We start from the raw sequence: 19456 nt of genomic DNA, 5'->3' as shown, positions 1-19456 counted from the left end.
AATTACACCGCCTGATGATGTGTGTCGTTCACGCCGGTTGCCAGCGTCATAATGTTTTCCTGAGAGATGTCGCGTCCGTGGAGTTCACCCGCGATGCTGCCTTCCCGCATCACGTACACCCGGTCGCTCATGCCCACCACTTCCGGCAGCTCGCTGGAGATCATCAGAATCGCCACCCCTTTGCGCGCCATCTGGTTCATGATGCGGTAGATCTCGCTTTTCGCGCCGACGTCCACGCCGCGCGTAGGTTCGTCCAGAATCAGAATGCGCGGGCCAATCGCCACCCAGCGGGAGATCAGCAGCTTTTGCTGGTTGCCGCCGGAGAGCCCGCCCGCGCGCACCTGAGAATGCGGCACGCGGATATTGAGCAGGGCGATGGCGTCATCGGAAATAGACTGCGCTTTTTTGCGGTTCAGCCAGCCGAAGGTGGCGTCGCGCTCCAGCGTCGCCATGGTGATGTTCTCCTGCGCCGCCAGCTCCAGAAACAGCCCCTGCTCCTTGCGGTTCTCGGTAAGAAAACCGATGCCGTTTTCAATGGCCGCGCGCGGGGAGTGGATCACCACCGGTTCGCCGTCGACCTCGATCATGCCGCCGGTGGCTTTGCGCACGCCGAAGATCAGCTGCGCCAGCTCGGAGCGACCGGCCCCGACCAGCCCCGCCAGCCCGACGATTTCACCGGAGCGAACCTGCAAACTGCACGGCAGCACTTTTTTGCCATCTGTCAGGTGGTGCACGTTCAGACGCGGGCTGCCGAGCGGAATATCGCGCTCTTTGTTAAACAGATCGCTGAGCGGGCGGCCCACCATCATGCGCACCAACTCAGAGGCATTCAGCTTGTCGCGCGTCAGGCTGCCGACGTACTGCCCGTCGCGCAGGACGCTGACGCGATCGGAAAGCTCATACACTTCCGCCATGCGGTGGCTGATGTAGATAATCGCCATCCCTTCATCGCGCAGGCGCAAAATCAGTTCAAACAGGCGGTGCGTTTCGCGCGAAGAGAGGGCGGCGGTGGGTTCATCCATCACCAGAATGCGGCTGTTGCGGTGCAGCGCGCGGGCGATCTCCACCTGCTGCTGCTCGGCGATGGTCAGCTTCATCACCAGGTCGGTGGCGCTGAACTGCGCGCCGAGACGGTCAATCACCGCCTGCGCCTGGGCGGCCATCTCTTTGCGCTGCACCAGCCCGCCGCGCGACAGCTCGCTGCCGAGAAAAATGTTTTCCGCCACGGTCAGGTTAGGAGCAAGCTGCATCTCCTGATAAATCAGGGTAATGCCTGCGGCCAGCGCATCCTTCGGACCTTTGATGTGAAACGGCTGACCGTCGATGAGGATGTCGCCGCTGCTGGCGGTATAAGCGCCTGCGAGGATCTTCATCAGCGTGCTTTTTCCGGCGCCGTTTTCCCCCATCAGCGCGTGGATCTCACCGGGGAAAACCGTCAAATCCACACCCTTGAGCGCGTGGAAATTGCCAAAGGTTTTGGCAATGTGGCGCATCTCTAAAACCGGGGTTCTGCTCATGGCGGATCTCCTGTGAATGTCGATATCTGTACTTCATCACAGGCGCGTAAATGCAAAATGTCAGAAGCTGTTCATATTTGTCATAGTTATGAATAGCTAATCGCCATCACATTTTCCTTTTCCCTCTCCCGGCGGGAGAGGGTCAGGGTGAGGGCACCAAACCGCAGAGGAGCCCAAACCCATGTCTTCACGCCCCCCGTTCTTCACCAGCGCCCGCGGTCGCCTGCTGATATTTAACCTGCTGGTGGTGGCGGTAACGCTGATGGTAAGCGGCGTGGCGGTGCTCGGCTTTCGTCATGCCAGCCAGATCCAGGAGCAGGTGCAGCAGCAAACGCTGGATGATATGACTGGCAGCATGAACCTCGCGCGCGACACGGCCAACGTGGCAACGGCGGCGGTGCGGCTGTCGCAGGTGGTCGGTGCGCTGGAGTACAAAGGCGAAGCTGAACGGCTTAAACAGACGCAGATGGCGCTGCGCCACTCGCTGGAGCAGCTTGCCGATGCGCCGCTGGCGCAGCAGGAGCCCGCGCTGGTGGCGCGTATTATTCGCAGGAGCAATGAGTTACAGCAGAGCGTGACGGGAATGCTGGAGCGCGGGCAAAAACGGCATCTGGAGCGTAACGCGCTGCTCAGCGCGCTGTATCAAAGCCAAAGCTATCTGCGTCATTTGCAGGATATCAACCGCCGTTACGCGAGCAATGTGCCAGACGCCCGGCAGCTTGCAGAGATGGACAGGCTGATCGTTGCCGCCATTGATACCCCTTCACCGCGCGCCACGGTGCAGCAGCTGGATGCAGTAACCGTGATGTTACCCGCGAGCGCCCTGCAACCGGTGGTCAACCTGGTGCTCCCGGATTTTAATGATGAGCTGCGCAAGCTCGCGCCACTGTCAAAGCAGCTGGAGGAGAGCGATCTGTCCATCAGCTGGTACATGTTCCACATCAAGGCGCTGGTGGCGATATTAAACCGCGACATCAATCAGTACGTTGAACAGGTGGCGCAGGCCTCCCGGCTGCGTACCGCCCAAAGCCACCAGGAGCTGCGCTCCATCAGCGTGTTTATCAGCGTCTTCGCGGTGCTGGCGCTGATCATCACCGGCTGCGCCTGCTGGTATATTTACCGCAATCTGGGCTCCAACCTGACGGCTATCTCAAGGGCAATGTCGCGCCTCGCTCACGGCGAGCAGGATGTGTCGGTGCCCGCGCTACAGCGGCGTGATGAGCTGGGGGAACTGGCGCGCGCGTTTAACGTTTTTGCCCGCAATACCGCTTCGCTGGAGCACACCACGCGGCTACTGAAGGAGAAGACCTCGCAGATGGAGGTCGACCGCATCGAACGTCAGGGGCTGGAGGAGGCGCTGCTGCACAGCCAGAAAATGAAGGCGGTTGGGCAACTGACGGGCGGGCTGGCGCATGATTTTAATAACCTGCTGGCGGTGATTATCGGCAGTCTGGAGCTGACCGATTCAGCGTCACCGGACGCGCCGCGCATCACTCGTGCGCTCAAAGCCGCGGAACGCGGGGCCATGCTCACCCAGCGTCTGCTGGCCTTCTCGCGCAAGCAATCCCTGCAACCCCATGCGGTAGAGATGAAGCCGCTGCTGGAGAACCTGAGCGAGCTGATGCGGCACTCGCTTCCCGCCACGCTGACGCTGGATATTGAAGCGCAAACCCCGGCCTGGCCCGCATGGATTGACGTCAGCCAGCTGGAAAACGCCATTATCAACCTGGTGATGAACGCCCGTGATGCAATGGAGGGGCAAAATGGTGTGATCAAAATCCGCACCTGGAACCAGCGTGTGACCCGCAGCGACGGGCGCAGGCAGGATATGGTCGCGCTGGAGGTGATTGACCACGGCTGCGGGATGTCGCAGGAGGTGAAATCGCAGGTCTTTGAACCGTTCTTCACCACCAAACAGACCGGCAGCGGCAGCGGGTTAGGGCTGTCGATGGTGTACGGCTTTGTGCGTCAGTCCGGGGGGCGCGTTGAGATCGAAAGCGCGCCGGGGCAGGGAACCACCGTGCGGCTCCAGCTGCCGCGCTCGACGCTGCCCGCGTTCTCCGATGATGCCGCGCTGGCGACCACGGCCCCGGCAGAAAGTGAGCTGCTTGTGCTGGTCCTGGAAGATGAGGCGGGCGTGCGGCAGACCCTGTGCGAGCAACTGCACCAGCTTGGCTACCTGACGCTTGAAGCCGAAAACGGCGAGCAGGCGCTGAACATGCTGGACGCATCACCGGATATCGGCATGTTTATCAGCGACCTGATGTTGCCGGGCGGCCTGAGTGGTGCGGAGGTGATCGGCCATGTACGCAGCCACTATCCGCAGTTGCCGGTGCTGCTGATCAGCGGGCAGGATTTGCGCCCGGCGCATAACCCGCAGCTGCCGGACGTTCAGTTACTGCGAAAACCTTTCACCCGCGCACAGCTGGCGCAGGCGCTGCGCAAGGTGATGGTAGGAACCGGCAGCGAGCCAGGGTAGCGGCCCCCTGAGCGCCGTTAAAAGACGACGACGAGGCAGGGATAAATTTCACGGACTCATGCGGCAGCGGGCGGCGCAAATGCTGCTTTATCCCGACAATCAGCGCTTCGCGCGGAAAGCCAGGCATATCCATTACGCCGCCTCCGAGGATCACCGCATCCGGATCGAACAGATTTACACTGGTGGCAATGGCGCGGGCTGCATGATTCAGGAGTTGCTGTACGAAGGGGTCATCGGGTACGGCTGAAAAGATATCTCCCATCGCATACTCGCGGGGCTGCTGTTCGTACCACTGTTTCAATACGATACCGGAACAAACCGTTTCCAGACATCCCGGGTTGCCACAACCACAGTGCCGCGTCATATCCCCCTGTGGAATATGCCCGAGCTCGCCCGCTACGCCGTGCGCGCCCGTCCATGGAGCACCGTTTAGCCAGATGGCAAATCCCATGCCGGTGCCAAGGTAGGCCGCCAGAACCTCTTGCTGCTGGAGATTGTGTTGCACCACGTCAAACGAAAGCTGAAGGTTAACGTCGCGGGAAAATTCGACCGGGCAGCCTAGCGCATCTTCAAGTTTTCCCGCCAGATCGCGGAGCTCATTCGCCTGCAAAGGCAGATTTGGCGTCGAAATAATGGTGCGTTTGTCTTTGCCGACCAGTGCCGGAAAGCCCATGACCAGACCGCGACAGTGAACCTGTAAATGACGCAGCTGAGCCGTGATCATTTCCGTCACGCCGCACACCACACCAGAGCGGATAACCTCCGCGGTGCGCTGTTTTTCACAATGCAACACCGCACCGTCGGCCGTTTGCAGGCAAAAACGGATATGAGTGGCCCCCATATCCACTCCGGCGACGACATCAGGCTGTTTTTGCATGAGGAACAACCTCGTTTCGTGCCGACAGGATCTGCCCGGCCATAAGCTGCCATGCATTCCCGATATTCTCTGCATGGTTGAACAGACCAGACGTTCCGACGATAAAGACATCTGCGCCGGCGGCCATCAGTTTTTTATAGGTGGCCTGATTGCATGAGCCATCGATCTCAATCTCATAGCTCAGCCCTTCGCGTTCGCGCCAGGCTTTCAGCTCGGCAATTTTCTCCAGCATTTCCGGAATGAACGGCTGCCCGGCAAAGCCTGGATCGACGGTCATCACGGTGATTTTGTCCGCCTTATGAATATAGTATTTCATTGCCTCAACCGGGGTTTCCGGGTTGAGGATGAGTCCCACCTTCATACCGTGACGACGGATCTCTTCAATCAGGCGGAAAGCCTGACCGTTGATGGTCTCCGGGTGCAGTGTGATGAAGTCTGCTCCGGCCTGCGCCAGCTGGCTTATGTAGTCCTGCGGGCGAGTCACCATCAGGTGACAGTCCAGTGGTTTGGTGGCGAGCTTCTTCACCTGGCCGACAAAGAACGGAGACAGCGTCAGATTAGGCACAAAGTGGCCGTCCATGATGTCGATATGGAAGTAGTCCGCGTGCTGGTCAATAAATTCGATCTGTTCTTTGAATTTCAGCAGATCCATACACATCAGGGAGGGTGAAATTTTCATAGTGATTTCCTTACTTACTGATCAATCTGTCGAGGGCAACAGCGGCGATAATCAACCCGCCCATTACCACCAGCTGGTAGTAGGTTTGTACCTGTAAGATATTGAGTCCGTTATTGATGGTGCCGATGATGAGACCACCAATCACGACCGAGAAGATGCGGCCTTTACCGCCGAAGAAGCTGGTTCCGCCGATGATGGCGCTGGCGATGGCGTATGTTTCAAATCCCATCCCGGCCAGCGGCTCCGCTGCGCCCAGACGCGCAGTCGACACCACGCCCGCCAGCCCGGCGCATACGCCAGAAATAATGAACACCACCAGAATATGAAACTTCACGTCGATGCCGGAGTAGAACGCCGAGTTTTTGTTACCGCCCAGGGCGTAGATATTGCGCCCTAGCCGCATACGGGTGGTGAGGAACCAGAGGATCACCGCGACGATCAGCGAGAAGATGACCGGTACGGGTATCCCGAGGACGCTGGCAGCGAAGAAGTTTACAAAGTCGAACGAGAAGCCATAGACGGAATTAGCGTCGGAAATCACCAGCGTGATGCCGCGAAAAATGGCGTTAGTACCGAGAGTGATAATGAACGGATGTAGCCCGGTCCAGTTGACCAGACAGCCATTGATCGCCCCCAGCGCGCCGCCGACCAGTACGCCGCCAATCAGTGCTGCAAAAAACGGGTCGACACCAGCCAGCATCAGTTTGGCAGTCACCATGCCGGAGAGTGCCAGAATGGCTCCGACGGACAGATCAATACCCGCGACAAGGATGGCAAAGAATTCGCCCATCCCGATCAGCACCGTTACCGAGCTCTGGACAAAAATCTGCGTGATGTTGTTGGTGGTGAGGAAGTACTCCGATGACAGCGTGCCAAAGATGGCGACTATAATCGCGAGGATAAAAAAGGTACCGTACTTGTCCCAGAACAGCGCGAAGTTAAATGGCTTTTTCTCCGCCATATCGCCTTTCACTCTTGTGGTAATGCCCATGCCATGATCTCCTCTTCGCTCATGTCGTCGCGATTGGTCAGGATTTGCGTCAGCCGCCCTTCGCAGAACACGGCGATGCGGTCGCAGACGGCGATAATTTCAGGTAATTCAGATGACACCATCAGGATGACCTTGCCTTCGTCAGCCAGCTGGCGCATCACCTTGTAGATTTCGGCCTTTGCGCCGACGTCGATGCCTCGCGTGGGTTCATCAAAAATGATGACGTCCGGGTTGCAACACAGCCATTTAGAAATCAGCACCTTTTGCTGATTGCCGCCGGAGAGTTCGGTGATGTTTTGCTCTACGCTTTGGCACTTCAACGCCAGCAACTGGCGCTGTGCTTCGGCGGTCTTGCGTTCTTCATGCTCGCGAAAGAGCCCCATGGCCCCTTTATAGCCACCGTTTTTCAGGCTCTGGCTGACGGCCATGTTTTGGGCGATAGAGAAATTAGGGAAAAAGCCATTTTCGCGGCGGCTTTCGGTGATGTAGGCCATCCCTTTTTTCAACGCATCCAGAGGCGAATGCGGGGAGATGGTTTTGCCGTTGAGGCGAATTTCACCGCTCGCGCGTTTATCCACGCCGAAGAGACAGTCCATCAGTTCGGTACGTCCCGAGCCGACCAGACCCGCAAAACCCAGTATTTCGCCGCGGTTCACGCTGAACGAAATATCACGCACTTTTTTCTTGTCCCGGCTGGTGACGTTGTTCACCTCAAACACCGTGTCGCGTTCGATGTTGCCGGTGCTCTCTTTCATGGCGTTAAAGCTGTTTTGCAGTTCGCGGCCGACCATCAGGCGCACAATGTCGTCGTTTGAAACGTCACTCACCAGGCCACTGCATACGCTGGAACCGTCTTTCATTACCGTGTAGCGGTCGCAGATGCGGCGGATTTCCGCGAGCTTATGCGAGATATAGACAATGGCGGTGCCTTCTTTACGCAGCTGATTCATGATCAAGAAAAGATAATCCACCTCTTTATTGGTTAATGAAGATGTGGGTTCATCCATAATGATCACTTTGGCATCGAGCATTAAGGTTTTCGCGATTTCCAGCATCTGTTTATGGCTGATGGATAAATTCGCTACTTTTTCATCTAAATCGACTTTTAATCCGACGCGTAAGAGCATCATCGCACCGCGAATGCGCATCTCTTTCCAGTCAATAATCCTGATGCCACAAACCTTTTTAGTCAGGTGACGGCCTATATATAGATTTTCCAGCACGGTTAATTCATCAATAACGCTGAGTTCCTGATATATAATGCCGATGCCCAGTCTTGCTGCCAGTTTATGATCCAATTTGTCGTAATTCTTTTCATTAATAATAATGGAGCCTTTGGTCGGTTCATGAATTCCCGACAATACTTTCATTAAGGTTGATTTACCGGCACCATTTTCCCCTAATAACGCGTGGATCTCATGAGGGTATATAGTTAAATCAACCGATTTTAATGCGTGAACCGGACCAAAGGATTTGCCGATCCCCGCCATCGAGATATATGGCGTGACCATGTTTATTTCCTTCTCTGTTCACCCTCTCCCTGTGGGAGAGGGCCGGAGTGAGGGCATCAAGCCGCACAGTTCTGCGTTATTTTGTCACCAGAATCGAATCCACCAACTTGAATTCAGGCGTTTTTTCCAGCGGGATGACTTTCCCGGTTTTCGCGGCATCCACCATTAATTTCAGGCCGGTCGCCCCGATGTCCGCCGGGTTTTGTGCGACGGTTGCCGTCATCTGACCGGCTTCGACCATCTTACGCGCCTCTGGGATACCATCGGTGCCGACCACCAGCACTTTGCCGATTTTACCGGCGTTTGCCACCGCCTGTGCCACGCCCATTGCCATGGTATCGTTCGCGCAGTAGAAGGCTTTCAGATTCGGGTTTCGTTGCAGCACGTTGGTTGCCACATCCAGAGCTTTAATGCGATCCCAGTCAGCGGGCTGGCTGGCAACCAGCTTAATTTGGTTTGCTTTTTTGAAGGCTTCTGTTGCGCCATTGCGGCGCGCCTCGCCCGATGCGTTACCGGCTTTACCCTCAATGATTGCGACTTCGCCCCCCTCCGCACCAAGTTTATTGATAATAAAATCGGCCCCTTTTGCGCCGACGGCCACGTTGTCCGTTGTGACAAACCCCTCTACATTGCCACCTGCTTTTTTCAGGTTATCCATATCGATTTTTTCATCGAGATTCACCAGATAGAGACCTTTCTGCCAGGCGCGCGCGACGGGCATGACCAGATTCACGGAGGAGAGTGGGGCAAAAGCGATACCCTTGTATTTTTTATTACTCAGATCTTCGAACAGCTGTAGCTGGGACTGAAAATCCCCTTCTGACGGCGAGGCAAAAATATCAACGCTTACTCCCAGGGTTTTGGCTTCATCTTCAATCCCTTTCTTCATATCCACCCAGAATGGATTGGAGAGCGTTTTTAATACCACCGCATATTCCGCAGCAGCAAACGCGCTGGTGGATAACATTAAGCCCATAGCGGCGCCGCTGAAATATTTCAGATATTTATTCATAGCAGTGTTCTCAATGTAGGGTATGTTGTTGTTAATCCCGCCTGAGCAGGATTAACCTTTTAATTTACTTCAGTGCGCCAGGAGAGAAGAAATCCACAATAGCGCCGGTTTTTTGCATATTAAGTGTGGCCTGTTCGATGTTTTGTTGTGCAACGGAAACAAATAACGCATCTAATAATGTAAGCTGTAATATACGCGCGGAGGCGTTGCGCCCTAATAACGGGGTCTCTGGTGCTGGCGAACAAATAATATAATCAGCAAGTTTAGCAATCGGTGAATGGTAGCTATGAGTAATACAGATAATTTTGGCGCCGTTCTTTTTTGCTAACTCAACTGCTGCTTTCACATCACTGGTGCGGCCGGAATGGGAGACCACCAGTACCACATCCCCTTCCTTCAGCAGCGATGCCGACATCATCATAATGTGCGCGTCCTGATACGACTGGCAGCGCACGCCGATGCGTAGAAACTTATGCTGGATGTCGGCGCAAATAGCGTTAGAACCACCCACACCGTACAGATCGCGCTGGTTGGCCTGGGCGAAGAAACGTGCCGCGCGGTGAATTTCATCCACGTTCACTATCGACTGGCCTTCCATAATGGTGCGCAGCGTAATATTGAACACTTTGTTAACCACATCCTGTGGTGCTTCATCAAAAGCGAGTTCCGCAGGTAATACTTGTTCGGATTGCGAGAAGTAGTCGACCAGCGCCGCACGCAGGTTACGGAAACCGCTAAAGCCGAGCAGTTTGGCCACTTTCACGATCATCGCTTCCGACACCATCAGCGTTTCGGCAACGTCTTTAATCGCAGGCGCGCCGCTCAGGTTACCCGGCTGGAGCAGCCAGTCGACGATACGGCTTTCGTTGTCGGTCATGCCTTCCTGCTTCATGCGCAGGTACGGTGCAAGGCCAATGCCGTTAGGCAGCTCTTTTTTAAATTCTGACTGACTCATCGCTCTCTTTTGTCCTTAAAAATGAAGACGACACTATATCACCACACTCTGGCATGAAAATATGCTGGCAACTTCACAATGTTTGAAAATTCATAAAGTTTTATTGTCTGTGAAGTTTTGATGGGCGGTTGCTTTAGGATGACCTTAAAAATCAATAATATAATTATGACACGTTAACGGATTTTAATGCATGCCGTAAGAAATATACCGTCATGAGAGAGTTGAAATGTCAAAGTCAGGGGTGTAGAACACGCGCAGAACTCGATGGTTTTGAGGTTTTATTGCACAACTGACCGGTCTTAAATCACAACTCCATCGAGTTCGTAAAGTTAACCCACGATGAGGTTTATTATGAAAAAGATTGCATTTGGCTGCGATCACGTAGGTTTTATGCTGAAAGAGGATATTCTGGCCCATCTGCGCGCGCGTGGCATCGACGTGGTGGATAAAGGCACCTGTTCTCCGGAGCGTACTGACTACCCGTATTATGCCAGCGCGGTTGCACAGGCTATTATCGATAAGGAGGTGGATGGCGGCATCCTGATCTGCGGAACGGGGGTAGGGATCTCCATTACGGCCAATAAGTTCCCGGGCATCCGCGCAGTGGTCTGTAGCGAACCTTATTCAGCTCAGCTTTCAAGGCAGCATAACAACACGAATGTGCTGGCATTTGGTTCGCGCGTGGTCGGACTGGAGCTGGCAAAAATGATCGTCGATGCCTGGCTAAATGCACCGTTTGAAGGGGGACGACATCAGGCGCGAGTCGATGCGATAGGGGCGATTGAACAGGCCAGGAATTGAGATTCCTCCGCTACCCCGGTTCCCTGCCATTCATTACCGTAAGGCCAGTTCACCTGCGAGTCTGGCCTTATGAAACGTTACTCTACCGCTCTGTTATTGGGTCTGCTGACTTTAACCAGCCAACTGGCGCATGCCGATGTGATTGATGATGCCATTGGCAATATTCAGCAGGCGATCAACGACGCCTATAACCCCGGCAGCAGCCGTAATGATGACGACGACGATCGTTACGATCGCAGCCGTCAAACCGACAGCCGCCAGTACGACGATCGTCGTCGACAGTTAGAAGATCGACGCCAGCGTTTAGACGAGCGTCAGCGGCAGCTGGATGACGATCGGCGTCGGTTAGAAGAGGATGAGCGCCGGTTAGAGGATGATTACGATCGGTGGTAACCCTGGTATTGCAACGCGTAGGCCGGGTAAGGCGCAGCCGCCACCCGGCAAAATTTAATCCAACACCAGCACCATCCCGTCATACCCCGCTTCAATGCCGGACGGCAGCGGGTTATTCATCATCCACACGTCAAACTGATGGCTGATATGCGTCAGGATCACCTGCGGACAGCCAATCACCTCGTTCAGCGCAATCACCGTATTCAAGTCACAATGGTTGCGCGGCGTCTCCGGGCGCGGTTCATGGCTACAGTCGATAATCATCGCCTGCGGCTGATTGTTTAGCAGAAACGTCACCGTTTTATCCGGTAGCCCGGCGGTATCAGAAAGCCACGCCACGCGGCTGTGGGCGGACTCCAGCAGATAGCCAAACGTGAGTTTTGAATGGTTGAGCGGCAGCGGCGTGACCCGCAAGCCCTGAAGTTCAAACATCACAAACGGCTCCACCGTGTGGCTGAAATCGAGAAGGCCCGGATGCCTGAACAGGTCGTCACAGCCTGCGTCGTCCGGCGGACCGTAAACCGGAATGGTCGCTCCCACGCCCCAGCGCAGAGGAAAAAGCCCCTGAACGTGATCCATATGATAATGGGTAAGCAAAATCTGCCTGAAACTCCCCGCGGGCCAGTCGTCCATCAGGTGTGGAATACCCGCGTCCAGCAAGGTGACCGAATCGTTGAATTTCACCGCCGCGCTACAGGGGCGACGGCGATAATTTTCCTGTAAACGCGCCCGTCGGCACGCCGCGCAGTCGCAGCCAAACACCGGCACCAGCTGAGCCCCTCCGGTTCCTGTCAGCGTGATCGTCAGACTCATAACGCACCTCTACAGCGGTTTGGTGAAGCGGAAATGGCTTTGCGTATATCCTTCACGAACATAAAAACGGTGCGCGTCCACGCGCTTCACGCTGGTGGAAAGCTCGGTCAGCTCGGCGCCTGCCTGTCGCGCGACGTCCTCTGCCCAGGCCAGCAGCTGGCTGCCCACTTTTAATCCGCGCGCCTGCGGCATCACCACCAGCTCCTGGATCTCGCCGATCCAGCGGGCGTGATGCAGGTGAAACTGCATATGCAGGCCGATCATACCGATGATCTGCCCGTCCAGCTCGGCCAGCTGGTAACGCATATTGTGATCCTGCAAGTTGGCCAGATACCCGGCGTGAAACGCCTGATGATCGAACTCGGCCTGCTTAAGTTCGCAGATCAGCGCGTAAACGATCGGCGCATCGTCGGCGGTGGCGGGGCGAAGCTGGCAGTCAGGCATGCTGTTTCTCCTTCTGGCGAATAAGCGATAGCAAGGTCTCGACTGACTGTAGCAAACTTCCGTCGTTATTGAGGAGATGGCAACCCGACGGGGTGTAGCGCGCCGCCCGTTCCAGCCGCTGGTCGATCTCGCGCGCGTTTTCGCGCCCCCGCTTTTGCAGCCGGCTACGGAGAACGTCCGGGGAAACCTGCAAACAGACCGGGAGCAGCGCCGCTTCGTACCGGGCGCGAGCCTGCGGGAGATGCGCCCGCGAGCCGTTAACCAGTACGTCGAACCCCGCATGCAGCCAGAGGTCAATCTCAATACCGACGCCATAGTAGTAACCGTTGGCATGCCAGCTCAGCGCCAGCAGGTTTTGTCCGGCGCGGGTAAAAAACTCCTGCTCGCTCAGGGCGATATGGTTCTCGCTTCCGGCGTTGGCATCGCGCGTGATATAGCGGTGCGCGACCAGCAGCTGTGAATGTTCCCGCTGCCGTAACGCCGACAGCAGGCTGTCCTTCCCGGAGCCGGACGGGCCCATTAACCAGATGAGTCTTCCCATCAGAACACCCTTTTTCCCTGACGCCAGACGTGGTCGATATGAATGTGCTCGCCCTTACGGTGGGCGAGCACCAGATCGGCCCGTTTCCCCTCGGCAATTTCACCGCGATCGTGAAGATTAAGCGCGCTGGCCGGGTTTTTCGTCACCAGGCGAATCGCCTGTGGCAGCGTGAAGCTGTTGTTCTCGTCGTCCGCGACGCGGAAGGCCGCGTCCAGCAGGCTGGCGGGGTAATAGTCAGAGGAGAGGATATCCAGCAGGCCGAGCGAGGCGAGCCTGCTTGCCGCCACGTTGCCGGAGTGCGATCCGCCGCGCACGATATTTGGCGCGCCCATCAGGACGTTCATGCCGTGCTTACGCGATGCCTCTGCCGCTTCAAACGTGGTGGGAAATTCAGCTATCACGCTGCCAAGCTGGTGGGATTCGCGCACGTGATCGTGCGTGGCGTCGTCATGGCTGGCCAGGGCAATATTCCGGTCCCGGCACATCGCGGCAATGGAGAGGCGATTCGGCTGCGACCACTGGGCCGCAAGCTGGAGCTGCTCTTCTTCGTAGCGCGCCATCTCCGCGTCGTTGAGCGAATATTTGCCCTGATAGTATTCGCGATACTTTTCAATGTTGGCGAACTGGCGCTGCCCCGGCGAGTGATCCATCAGGGAAACCAGCGAGACCGGCTCGCGGCCCACCAGCTTCTCAAACAGCGGCAGGGTGGTGTGGTGCGGCAGCTCGCAGCGCAGGTGCAGGCGGTGCTCGGCGCGGTTGAGGCCGCGCTTTTGCGTCTCCTCCACGGCGTTGATCATCTTCTCCAGGTTCTCCAGGCGATCGCCGCCGTCGCGCACGTCGCCAATCGCCACCGCGTCCAGCACCGTGGTGATGCCGCTGGCGACCATCAGCGCGTCGTGGCTGCTCATCGCTGAATGAGCAGGCCAGTCCACCTTTGGGCGCGGGGTGAAGAATTTATCGAGATTATCGGTATGCAGCTCAATCAGCCCCGGCAGCAGCCAGCCGCCTTCGCCGTCCATCGCTTCAGGAGTGCGGCTCCGGGTTTCGGCAAAGGCGCGGATGACACCGTCCCGCACCTCAACCGAGCCGTTCACGACCTCATTTTCCAGCACCAGCCTGACATTATTGATAATCATACGTTTGTCCCCATCGGGTGCAGTCTGTCCGCCACGCGTTGGCGTACGGCGTCGTCGTGGAAGATCCCGACGATCGCCGCGCCGCGCGCTTTGGCCTGTTCGATCAGTTCCATCACCGCTGCGCTGTTCTTACTGTCGAGCGAGGCGGTGGGTTCATCCAGGAGTAAAATCGGGTAATCGACGATAAAGCCGCGGGCGATGTTGACGCGCTGCTGCTCGCCGCCGGAAAAGGTCGACGGGGCGAGGTGCCACAGACGCTCCGGTACGTTGAGGCGCGTCAGCAGGCTGGCGGCTTTAGCGGCGCAGGTTTCGCGCGGCACGCCGAGATCCAGCAGGGGTTGCATGACCACGTCCAGGGCGGAGATCCGCGGGATCACCCGCAGGAACTGGCTGACCCAGCCGATCGTCGAGCGGCGCACTTCCAGCACTTTGCGCGCGGGAGCCTGAACCAGATCGACCCATTCATTGTTATGGCGAATATGAATATGGCCTTCGTCCGGCAGGTAGTTGGCATACAGGGAGCGCAGCAGGGTGGATTTTCCGCTGCCGGAATGGCCATGCAGCACCACGCATTCGCCGTTGCTGACCTCTAACGAGGCATTTTGCAGTACCGGCAGGCGGACGCCGTTTTGCTGGTGGAGCACAAAGGTTTTACTGACATTTTCAACGTGGATCATTTTGGCCTCGCGATTCGTTTTGCCGGGTGGCGGCTTCGCCTTACCCGGCCTACGGGTGCGGTGTTCGTTTTGCCGGGTGGCGGCTTCGCCTTACCCGGCCTACGGGTGCGGTGTTCGTTTTGCCGGGTGGCGGCTTCGCCTTACCCGGCCTACAAGGTGCGGTGTTCGTAGGCCGGGTAAGCGCAGCGCCACCCGGCAACCGCGCCCTCAGTTCTGCAATACGGACGACACCAGCAGCTGGGTATACGGATGATGGGGATCGTCGAGCACGCGGTCGGTTAACCCACTTTCCACCACCTGACCCTGCTTCATCACCAGCAAGCGGTCTGCCAGCAGGCGCGCGACGCCTAAATCGTGGGTGACAATCACCACCGCCAGGTTTAGCTCCACCACCAGGCCGCGCAGCAGGTCGAGCAGGCGAGCCTGTACAGAGACGTCCAGCCCGCCGGTCGGTTCATCCATAAACACCAGCTTCGGATGGGTGACGAGATTGCGGGCAATCTGTAAACGCTGCTGCATGCCGCCGGAGAAGGTGGTCGGCAGGTCGTCGATGCGCGAGGCGGGAATTTCAACCTCTTCCAGCCAGTGCTGCGCCGTGGCGCGGATGTTGCCGTAGTGGCGCGCGCCGGTGGCCATCAGCCGTTCGCCGATGTTGCCCCCCGCCGACACCTGGCGGCGCAGGCCATCCATCGGGTGCTGGTGCACCACGCCCCACTCGGTGCGCAGCAGGCGGCGGCGATCGGCTTCACTCATGCCATACAGCGACACGCCCTCATACAAAATGTCGCCATTCTGCGGCGTCAGGCGCGCGGAGATGGACTTCAGCAGGGTGGTTTTACCGGAGCCGGACTCGCCGACAATGCCCAGCACTTCGCCCGGCCACAGCTCAAACGACACGTCGCTAAAGCCTTTGCCCGGCGCATAAAGGTGAGTCAGGTTATTAACCGAAAGCAGCGGTTTCATTGGCTGTTCGCCTCGCTCTGTTGGCGGCAGTAATCGGTGTCGGAGCAGACAAACATCCGTTTGCCCGTGTCGTCCAGCACCACTTCATCCAGATAGCTATGCTTCGAACCGCAGATGGCGCACGGCTCGTCCCACTCCTGCACCGTAAACGGGTGATCGTCAAAATCCAGGCTCTCCACACGGGTGTACGGCGGTACGGCGTAGATGCGTTTTTCACGTCCGGCGCCAAAAAGTTGCAGGGCGGGCATCATGTCCATCTTCGGGTTATCGAATTTCGGGATCGGCGACGGGTCCATCACGTAGCGGCCGTTCACCTTCACCGGGTAGGCGTAGGTGGTGGCGATATGGCCGAAGCGGGCGATGTCCTCATACAGTTTGACCTGCATGATCCCGTACTCTTCCAGGGCGTGCATGGTGCGGGTTTCGGTTTCCCGCGGCTCAATAAAACGCAGCGGCTCCGGGATCGGCACCTGGAAAATCAAAATCTGATCTTCAGTCAGCGGGGTCTCCGGAATGCGGTGACGGGTCTGGATCAGCGTCGCGTCTTCGGTTTTTTCGGTAGTATTAACGCCCGTTACGCGCTTAAAGAAGTTGCGGATCGACACGGCGTTGGTGGTGTCGTCTGCCCCCTGGTCGATGACCTTAAGCACGTCCGCTTCGCCGATCACGCTGGCGGTGATCTGAATACCGCCCGTGCCCCAGCCGTAGGGCATTGGCATTTCGCGGCCGCCGAATGGCACCTGGTAGCCGGGGATCGCCACTGCCTTAAGGATGGCGCGGCGGATCATGCGTTTAGTTTGTTCGTCCAGATAGGCAAAGTTGTAGCCGCTTAAGTTAGCCATTGGCGCGCTCCCGTTGCAGGCGTTTCAGCAGTTCCAGTTCGGCCTGGAAATCGACGTAGTGCGGCAGCTTGAGGTGCGAGACAAAGCCGGCGGCCTCAACGTTATCCGCGTGGGCCAGCACGAACTCTTCGTCCTGTGCCGGGCCTGCAATATGCTCGCCGTAGTCCGGCGCCTGGAGCGCACGGTCAACCAGCGCCATCGCCATCGCCTTGCGCTCGCTCAGGCCATACACCAGCCCGTAGCCGCGGGTAAAGTGCGGATCTTCATTCTCTGGCGCGACAAAACCGTTGACCATTTCGCACTCGGTCATCAGCAGTTCGCCGATGTTCACCGCAAAACCCAGCTCTTCCGGCACGATTTCAATGTCGATATAACCGCTGCGGATCTCTGCCGCGAAGGGGTGGTTGCGCCCATAGCCGCGCTGAGTGGAGTAGGCCAGCGCCAGCAGATACCCTTCGTCACCGCGCATCAGCTGTTGCAGGCGGGACGAGCGCGAACAGGGATAGACCGGCGGCGTGCGGGTGATGTCATCCGGTGTGCTGCCGGTGTCCTCCTCCGCCTTCGCCAGCCCCTGGTTTGCCAGCAGGCTAAAGACGTGCGGGGAGGCGTCTTGTTCAGCGTCAGAGACGCTGAGCTGCGGTGTTTCACCGTTCGCCAGCAGAGTGAAGTCCAGCAGGCGATGGGTGTAGTCGTAGGTCGGACCAAGCAGCTGGCCGCCAGGAATATCTTTGTACACCGCAGAAATACGGCGCTCTAATCGCATTTCCGCCGTATTCACCGGCTCGCTAACCGCCAGCTTCGCAAGCGTAGTGCGGTAAGCGCGCAGCAGGAAGATGGCTTCCACGTTATCGCCGCTGGCCTGTTTCAGCGCCAGCGCCGCCAGTTCGCGGTCCGCGATGCCGCCTTCGGTCATCACGCGGTCGACGGCCAGGTTTAACTGCTGTTCAATCTGGGCGACGCTCAGCTCGGGAAGGGCGTCATCCCCCCGGCGTCTGTGCGCCTGCAAGGCATGGGCGGCGGCGATCGCCTTCTCGCCCCCTTTGACGGCAACGTACATCAGCACACCTCCACGTGAGTGGTTCTCGGGATCGCCAGCAGGCGCTCGCCGCAGGTCAGGATCAGGTCGATACCGAGCGGGAACGGATGCGGGCGCTCGGTCAGCTCATGAATGATGCACTCCGGCAGCTGGGGGGCGACCATCCGCTCGTCGGCAATCCCTGCACCCGTCAGGCGCAGCATGCGGCCACCGCTCAGGCTGGAGACCTGCAAAATCAGCGTAGCGCTGGTTTCTGGTGCGACGGCGCTGCCTTCGCTCAGGGCGTTAAGCTGTTCGTGGCTGATTTGCTCGTCGGCCACGGCGAAGACCGCCTGCTGGGGCTGCTCGACCAGCGGCGCGTTGGTGTGAAAGCGCAGGTTCTGGCTGGCGATATCGTTCAGCAATGCGCCTGACAGCCATACCGGGGTGTCGTTGTCCGCCAGGGTCAGCAGCACGCTGGTCGAGGCGAGGTTCAGCGGCAGCCAGCCCTGGGAGAGCTGGTGCAGCGAGACAATGACGCCCGGCTCGCTCATGGCTTTCAGCAGGCGACGGAAACTCTGTTGGGCATCCTGGACGGCCAGGGTAAAAGCAGGTTGAAGCGTCATGCGTTGTCTCCGCGAACGAGCGTAAAGAAGTCGACCCGGCTGGTATTCACTTCGGCCTGACGCGCGGCAAGGCGTGCGGCGCGGTCGGCTTCCAGCGGGGCAATAAGGGTTTCCATTAACGTCTGAAAATGCGGCTGTTCCTGTAAAAGCGCGTCGATCGCTGCGCAGCGCTCGGCGTGCGTTTTGTCGCGCCCAAGTACGTAGCCGTAGCCCAGCGTGCCGCTTTTCAGGCGGATCACCGCGCGGGTGAGGGTGGCATCGCCGGCGAAGAAGCGCTCGCCGGTGCCGCCCATGCGTGCCTGGATCTGCACCAGGCCGATCTCCGGCGCGCGGATCGTGTCGTAGTCCGGCGTCAGGCCGAGCGTGCTCATGCGGGCAGCCAGCGCATTAGGCTGGCTGTGGGCCAGCACGCGCATCCAGCGCTGACGAGTGGAGGTGTCGAAGTGCATTCAGTGCTCCATGGTAAATTCAATCATGTCGGCGCGGGTCAGGCTGACGGAGTATTCCGTTGCGTTGACGTCGCCGTCACGGTGGTTGAGGGTGCGCACGCAGAGCAGCGGGGCCATGTTGGGGATCTCCAGCACCTTGCTCTCTTTCGCCTGCGCGCGGCGGGCGCTGATGCGCGTCTGGGTGCGTTTGAGCGCGATACCCGTCGCGTCCTGAAGAAAATCATGCAGGGAACCGCTGGCGAAATGTTGCAGCACGGGCCAGAGGGTGAGGTCCGCGAAGTAGTGGTCGATCTGACAGACCGCCACGCCGTTCACCCGGCGCAACGTGCGCAGGTGAACGACGTTGTCGCCCTCCTGAATCCCCAGCGCGTCCGCCACGTGGCGGGAGGCGGGGCGCAGGACTGACAGCAGCTTTTCGCTGGTGGGGTGGCTGCCCTGATCGAGCAGGTTCTGGCTAAAACGCGCCTGGGCATTGAGCGGGTAGTCGAACGGACGCATCAGCACCAGTACGCCGACGCCCTGACGGCGCTGGACCCAGCCGCGCTCCACCAGTTGATCGATGGCGCGACGCAGGGTGTGGCGATTCACTTCGTAGCGGTCGGCAAGCTGCTGCTCAGCGGGCAGGTAGTCTCCGCAGCGGTAGTGCGTGCGCAGCTCCACTTCGAGCTTTGCCGCAATCTCTTGCCAGCGGGTGGGGTAACTGGTCGGATGTCTGGATAAGTGCATACAAATCAA

General features: G+C 58.1%; 21 protein-coding genes. 3 read left to right on the top strand and 18 right to left on the bottom strand.

All coding sequences use genetic code 11. The features are described from left to right. Window positions 1–2: 2 nt before the first annotated feature. On the bottom strand, window positions 3–1517 hold the full coding sequence (locus KTH07_RS18575) for a sugar ABC transporter ATP-binding protein (protein ID WP_023302933.1): 1515 nt from the start codon (window positions 1515–1517) through the stop codon (window positions 3–5). Between the two features lie 181 nt (window positions 1518–1698). Here KTH07_RS18575 and KTH07_RS18570 point away from each other — a divergent pair, with 181 nt between their 5' ends. Next, window positions 1699–3996 (top strand): hybrid sensor histidine kinase/response regulator, encoded by a 2298-nt coding sequence (locus tag KTH07_RS18570; RefSeq protein WP_217310837.1) that lies wholly within the window; start codon window positions 1699–1701, stop codon window positions 3994–3996. Here KTH07_RS18570 and alsK read toward each other — a convergent pair. The 6 genes from alsK to alsR form a co-directional block, all read right to left on the bottom strand. Further along, entirely contained in the window at window positions 3929–4873 is a 945-nt protein-coding gene (gene alsK / locus KTH07_RS18565; RefSeq protein ID WP_032620751.1) for an allose kinase, read from the bottom strand. The two genes, KTH07_RS18570 and alsK, sit on opposite strands and share 68 nt — an antisense overlap. Further along, a complete protein-coding gene (gene alsE, locus KTH07_RS18560) occupies window positions 4857–5552 on the bottom strand; it encodes a D-allulose 6-phosphate 3-epimerase (protein ID WP_032620753.1) in 696 nt (231 codons plus the stop codon). Before alsE ends, alsK begins: the two co-directional genes overlap by 17 nt. A gap of 10 nt (window positions 5553–5562) precedes the next feature. Then, window positions 5563–6543, bottom strand: coding sequence for a D-allose ABC transporter permease (gene alsC / locus KTH07_RS18555; protein ID WP_017382644.1), 981 nt, complete (start codon window positions 6541–6543; stop codon window positions 5563–5565). Beyond that, entirely contained in the window at window positions 6522–8054 is a 1533-nt protein-coding gene (gene alsA / locus KTH07_RS18550; RefSeq protein ID WP_032620755.1) for a D-allose ABC transporter ATP-binding protein AlsA, read from the bottom strand. The genes alsC and alsA overlap by 22 nt, the downstream gene beginning before the upstream one ends. Before the next feature lie 76 nt (window positions 8055–8130). Then, on the bottom strand, window positions 8131–9066 hold the full coding sequence (gene alsB, locus KTH07_RS18545) for a D-allose transporter substrate-binding protein (RefSeq protein ID WP_015570212.1): 936 nt from the start codon (window positions 9064–9066) through the stop codon (window positions 8131–8133). Between the two features lie 64 nt (window positions 9067–9130). Further along, on the bottom strand, window positions 9131–10021 hold the full coding sequence (alsR, locus tag KTH07_RS18540; protein ID WP_015570213.1) for a D-allose utilization transcriptional regulator AlsR: 891 nt from the start codon (window positions 10019–10021) through the stop codon (window positions 9131–9133). A 351-nt stretch (window positions 10022–10372) separates the two neighbouring features. Between alsR and rpiB the strand changes: the two genes are divergently transcribed. Both rpiB and yjdP read left to right on the top strand, forming a co-directional pair. Next, complete coding sequence (gene rpiB, locus KTH07_RS18535) at window positions 10373–10822, top strand: bifunctional allose-6-phosphate isomerase/ribose-5-phosphate isomerase RpiB (protein WP_023295775.1); 450 nt, start codon at window positions 10373–10375, stop codon at window positions 10820–10822. A 69-nt stretch (window positions 10823–10891) separates the two neighbouring features. Continuing rightward, window positions 10892–11215, top strand: coding sequence for a DDRRRQL repeat protein YjdP (gene yjdP / locus KTH07_RS18530; RefSeq protein WP_017382647.1), 324 nt, complete (start codon window positions 10892–10894; stop codon window positions 11213–11215). Between the two features lie 54 nt (window positions 11216–11269). Here the strand turns inward: yjdP and phnP are convergent, their stop codons facing one another. The 11 genes from phnP to phnF form a co-directional block, all read right to left on the bottom strand. Next, window positions 11270–12028 carry a phosphonate metabolism protein PhnP gene (gene phnP, locus KTH07_RS18525; protein ID WP_032620756.1) on the bottom strand — a complete coding sequence of 253 codons (759 nt, stop codon included), beginning with the start codon at window positions 12026–12028 and terminating at the stop codon, window positions 11270–11272. Between the two features lie 9 nt (window positions 12029–12037). Next, entirely contained in the window at window positions 12038–12472 is a 435-nt protein-coding gene (gene phnO, locus KTH07_RS18520; RefSeq protein WP_015570217.1) for an aminoalkylphosphonate N-acetyltransferase, read from the bottom strand. Continuing rightward, a complete protein-coding gene (gene phnN, locus KTH07_RS18515) occupies window positions 12465–13016 on the bottom strand; it encodes a ribose 1,5-bisphosphokinase (RefSeq protein WP_032104477.1) in 552 nt (183 codons plus the stop codon). Before phnN ends, phnO begins: the two co-directional genes overlap by 8 nt. After that, the gene (gene phnM / locus KTH07_RS18510; RefSeq protein ID WP_015570219.1) at window positions 13013–14149 is read right to left on the bottom strand and encodes an alpha-D-ribose 1-methylphosphonate 5-triphosphate diphosphatase; all 1137 of its coding nucleotides are present in this window, start codon (window positions 14147–14149) and stop codon (window positions 13013–13015) included. Before phnM ends, phnN begins: the two co-directional genes overlap by 4 nt. Continuing rightward, window positions 14146–14826 carry a phosphonate C-P lyase system protein PhnL gene (phnL, locus tag KTH07_RS18505; protein ID WP_015570220.1) on the bottom strand — a complete coding sequence of 227 codons (681 nt, stop codon included), beginning with the start codon at window positions 14824–14826 and terminating at the stop codon, window positions 14146–14148. Before phnL ends, phnM begins: the two co-directional genes overlap by 4 nt. A 207-nt stretch (window positions 14827–15033) precedes the next feature. Then, the gene (phnK, locus tag KTH07_RS18500; protein ID WP_015570221.1) at window positions 15034–15789 is read right to left on the bottom strand and encodes a phosphonate C-P lyase system protein PhnK; all 756 of its coding nucleotides are present in this window, start codon (window positions 15787–15789) and stop codon (window positions 15034–15036) included. Then, window positions 15786–16631: an alpha-D-ribose 1-methylphosphonate 5-phosphate C-P-lyase PhnJ gene (gene phnJ, locus KTH07_RS18495; RefSeq protein WP_006810438.1), complete on the bottom strand. Its 846-nt coding sequence runs from the start codon at window positions 16629–16631 to the stop codon at window positions 15786–15788. The genes phnK and phnJ overlap by 4 nt, the downstream gene beginning before the upstream one ends. After that, window positions 16624–17688, bottom strand: coding sequence for a carbon-phosphorus lyase complex subunit PhnI (locus KTH07_RS18490; protein ID WP_015570222.1), 1065 nt, complete (start codon window positions 17686–17688; stop codon window positions 16624–16626). Before KTH07_RS18490 ends, phnJ begins: the two co-directional genes overlap by 8 nt. Beyond that, window positions 17688–18272, bottom strand: coding sequence for a phosphonate C-P lyase system protein PhnH (gene phnH, locus KTH07_RS18485; RefSeq protein WP_003860219.1), 585 nt, complete (start codon window positions 18270–18272; stop codon window positions 17688–17690). Before phnH ends, KTH07_RS18490 begins: the two co-directional genes overlap by 1 nt. Next, window positions 18269–18721 (bottom strand): phosphonate C-P lyase system protein PhnG, encoded by a 453-nt coding sequence (phnG, locus tag KTH07_RS18480; protein ID WP_015570223.1) that lies wholly within the window; start codon window positions 18719–18721, stop codon window positions 18269–18271. The genes phnH and phnG overlap by 4 nt, the downstream gene beginning before the upstream one ends. Further along, window positions 18722–19447: a phosphonate metabolism transcriptional regulator PhnF gene (gene phnF / locus KTH07_RS18475; RefSeq protein WP_006810434.1), complete on the bottom strand. Its 726-nt coding sequence runs from the start codon at window positions 19445–19447 to the stop codon at window positions 18722–18724. It lies immediately after the preceding gene. Window positions 19448–19456: the final 9 nt, after the last annotated feature.

This window comes from Enterobacter cloacae complex sp. ECL72 (genome assembly GCF_019056635.1).
Lineage (GTDB): Bacteria > Pseudomonadota > Gammaproteobacteria > Enterobacterales > Enterobacteriaceae > Enterobacter > Enterobacter hormaechei_C.
Note: the sequence above shows the minus strand (reverse complement) of the source record. Positions and strands in the feature narration are given on the sequence as shown.

Bases quoted from the DNA above. Each gene is read 5' to 3' on its own strand.
- KTH07_RS18575 (WP_023302933.1), bottom strand. From the start codon at position 1,517: ATGAGCAGAACCCCGGTTTTAGAGATGCGCCACATTGCCAAAACCTTT.
- KTH07_RS18570 (WP_217310837.1), top strand. From the start codon at position 1,699: ATGTCTTCACGCCCCCCGTTCTTCACCAGCGCCCGCGGTCGCCTGCTG.
- alsK (WP_032620751.1), bottom strand. From the start codon at position 4,873: ATGCAAAAACAGCCTGATGTCGTCGCCGGAGTGGATATGGGGGCCACT.
- alsE (WP_032620753.1), bottom strand. From the start codon at position 5,552: ATGAAAATTTCACCCTCCCTGATGTGTATGGATCTGCTGAAATTCAAA.
- alsC (WP_017382644.1), bottom strand. From the start codon at position 6,543: ATGGGCATTACCACAAGAGTGAAAGGCGATATGGCGGAGAAAAAGCCA.
- alsA (WP_032620755.1), bottom strand. From the start codon at position 8,054: ATGGTCACGCCATATATCTCGATGGCGGGGATCGGCAAATCCTTTGGT.
- alsB (WP_015570212.1), bottom strand. From the start codon at position 9,066: ATGAATAAATATCTGAAATATTTCAGCGGCGCCGCTATGGGCTTAATG.
- alsR (WP_015570213.1), bottom strand. From the start codon at position 10,021: ATGAGTCAGTCAGAATTTAAAAAAGAGCTGCCTAACGGCATTGGCCTT.
- rpiB (WP_023295775.1), top strand. From the start codon at position 10,373: ATGAAAAAGATTGCATTTGGCTGCGATCACGTAGGTTTTATGCTGAAA.
- yjdP (WP_017382647.1), top strand. From the start codon at position 10,892: ATGAAACGTTACTCTACCGCTCTGTTATTGGGTCTGCTGACTTTAACC.
- phnP (WP_032620756.1), bottom strand. From the start codon at position 12,028: ATGAGTCTGACGATCACGCTGACAGGAACCGGAGGGGCTCAGCTGGTG.
- phnO (WP_015570217.1), bottom strand. From the start codon at position 12,472: ATGCCTGACTGCCAGCTTCGCCCCGCCACCGCCGACGATGCGCCGATC.
- phnM (WP_015570219.1), bottom strand. From the start codon at position 14,149: ATGATTATCAATAATGTCAGGCTGGTGCTGGAAAATGAGGTCGTGAAC.
- phnL (WP_015570220.1), bottom strand. From the start codon at position 14,826: ATGATCCACGTTGAAAATGTCAGTAAAACCTTTGTGCTCCACCAGCAA.
- phnK (WP_015570221.1), bottom strand. From the start codon at position 15,789: ATGAAACCGCTGCTTTCGGTTAATAACCTGACTCACCTTTATGCGCCG.
- phnJ (WP_006810438.1), bottom strand. From the start codon at position 16,631: ATGGCTAACTTAAGCGGCTACAACTTTGCCTATCTGGACGAACAAACT.
- KTH07_RS18490 (WP_015570222.1), bottom strand. From the start codon at position 17,688: ATGTACGTTGCCGTCAAAGGGGGCGAGAAGGCGATCGCCGCCGCCCAT.
- phnH (WP_003860219.1), bottom strand. From the start codon at position 18,272: ATGACGCTTCAACCTGCTTTTACCCTGGCCGTCCAGGATGCCCAACAG.
- phnG (WP_015570223.1), bottom strand. From the start codon at position 18,721: ATGCACTTCGACACCTCCACTCGTCAGCGCTGGATGCGCGTGCTGGCC.
- phnF (WP_006810434.1), bottom strand. From the start codon at position 19,447: ATGCACTTATCCAGACATCCGACCAGTTACCCCACCCGCTGGCAAGAG.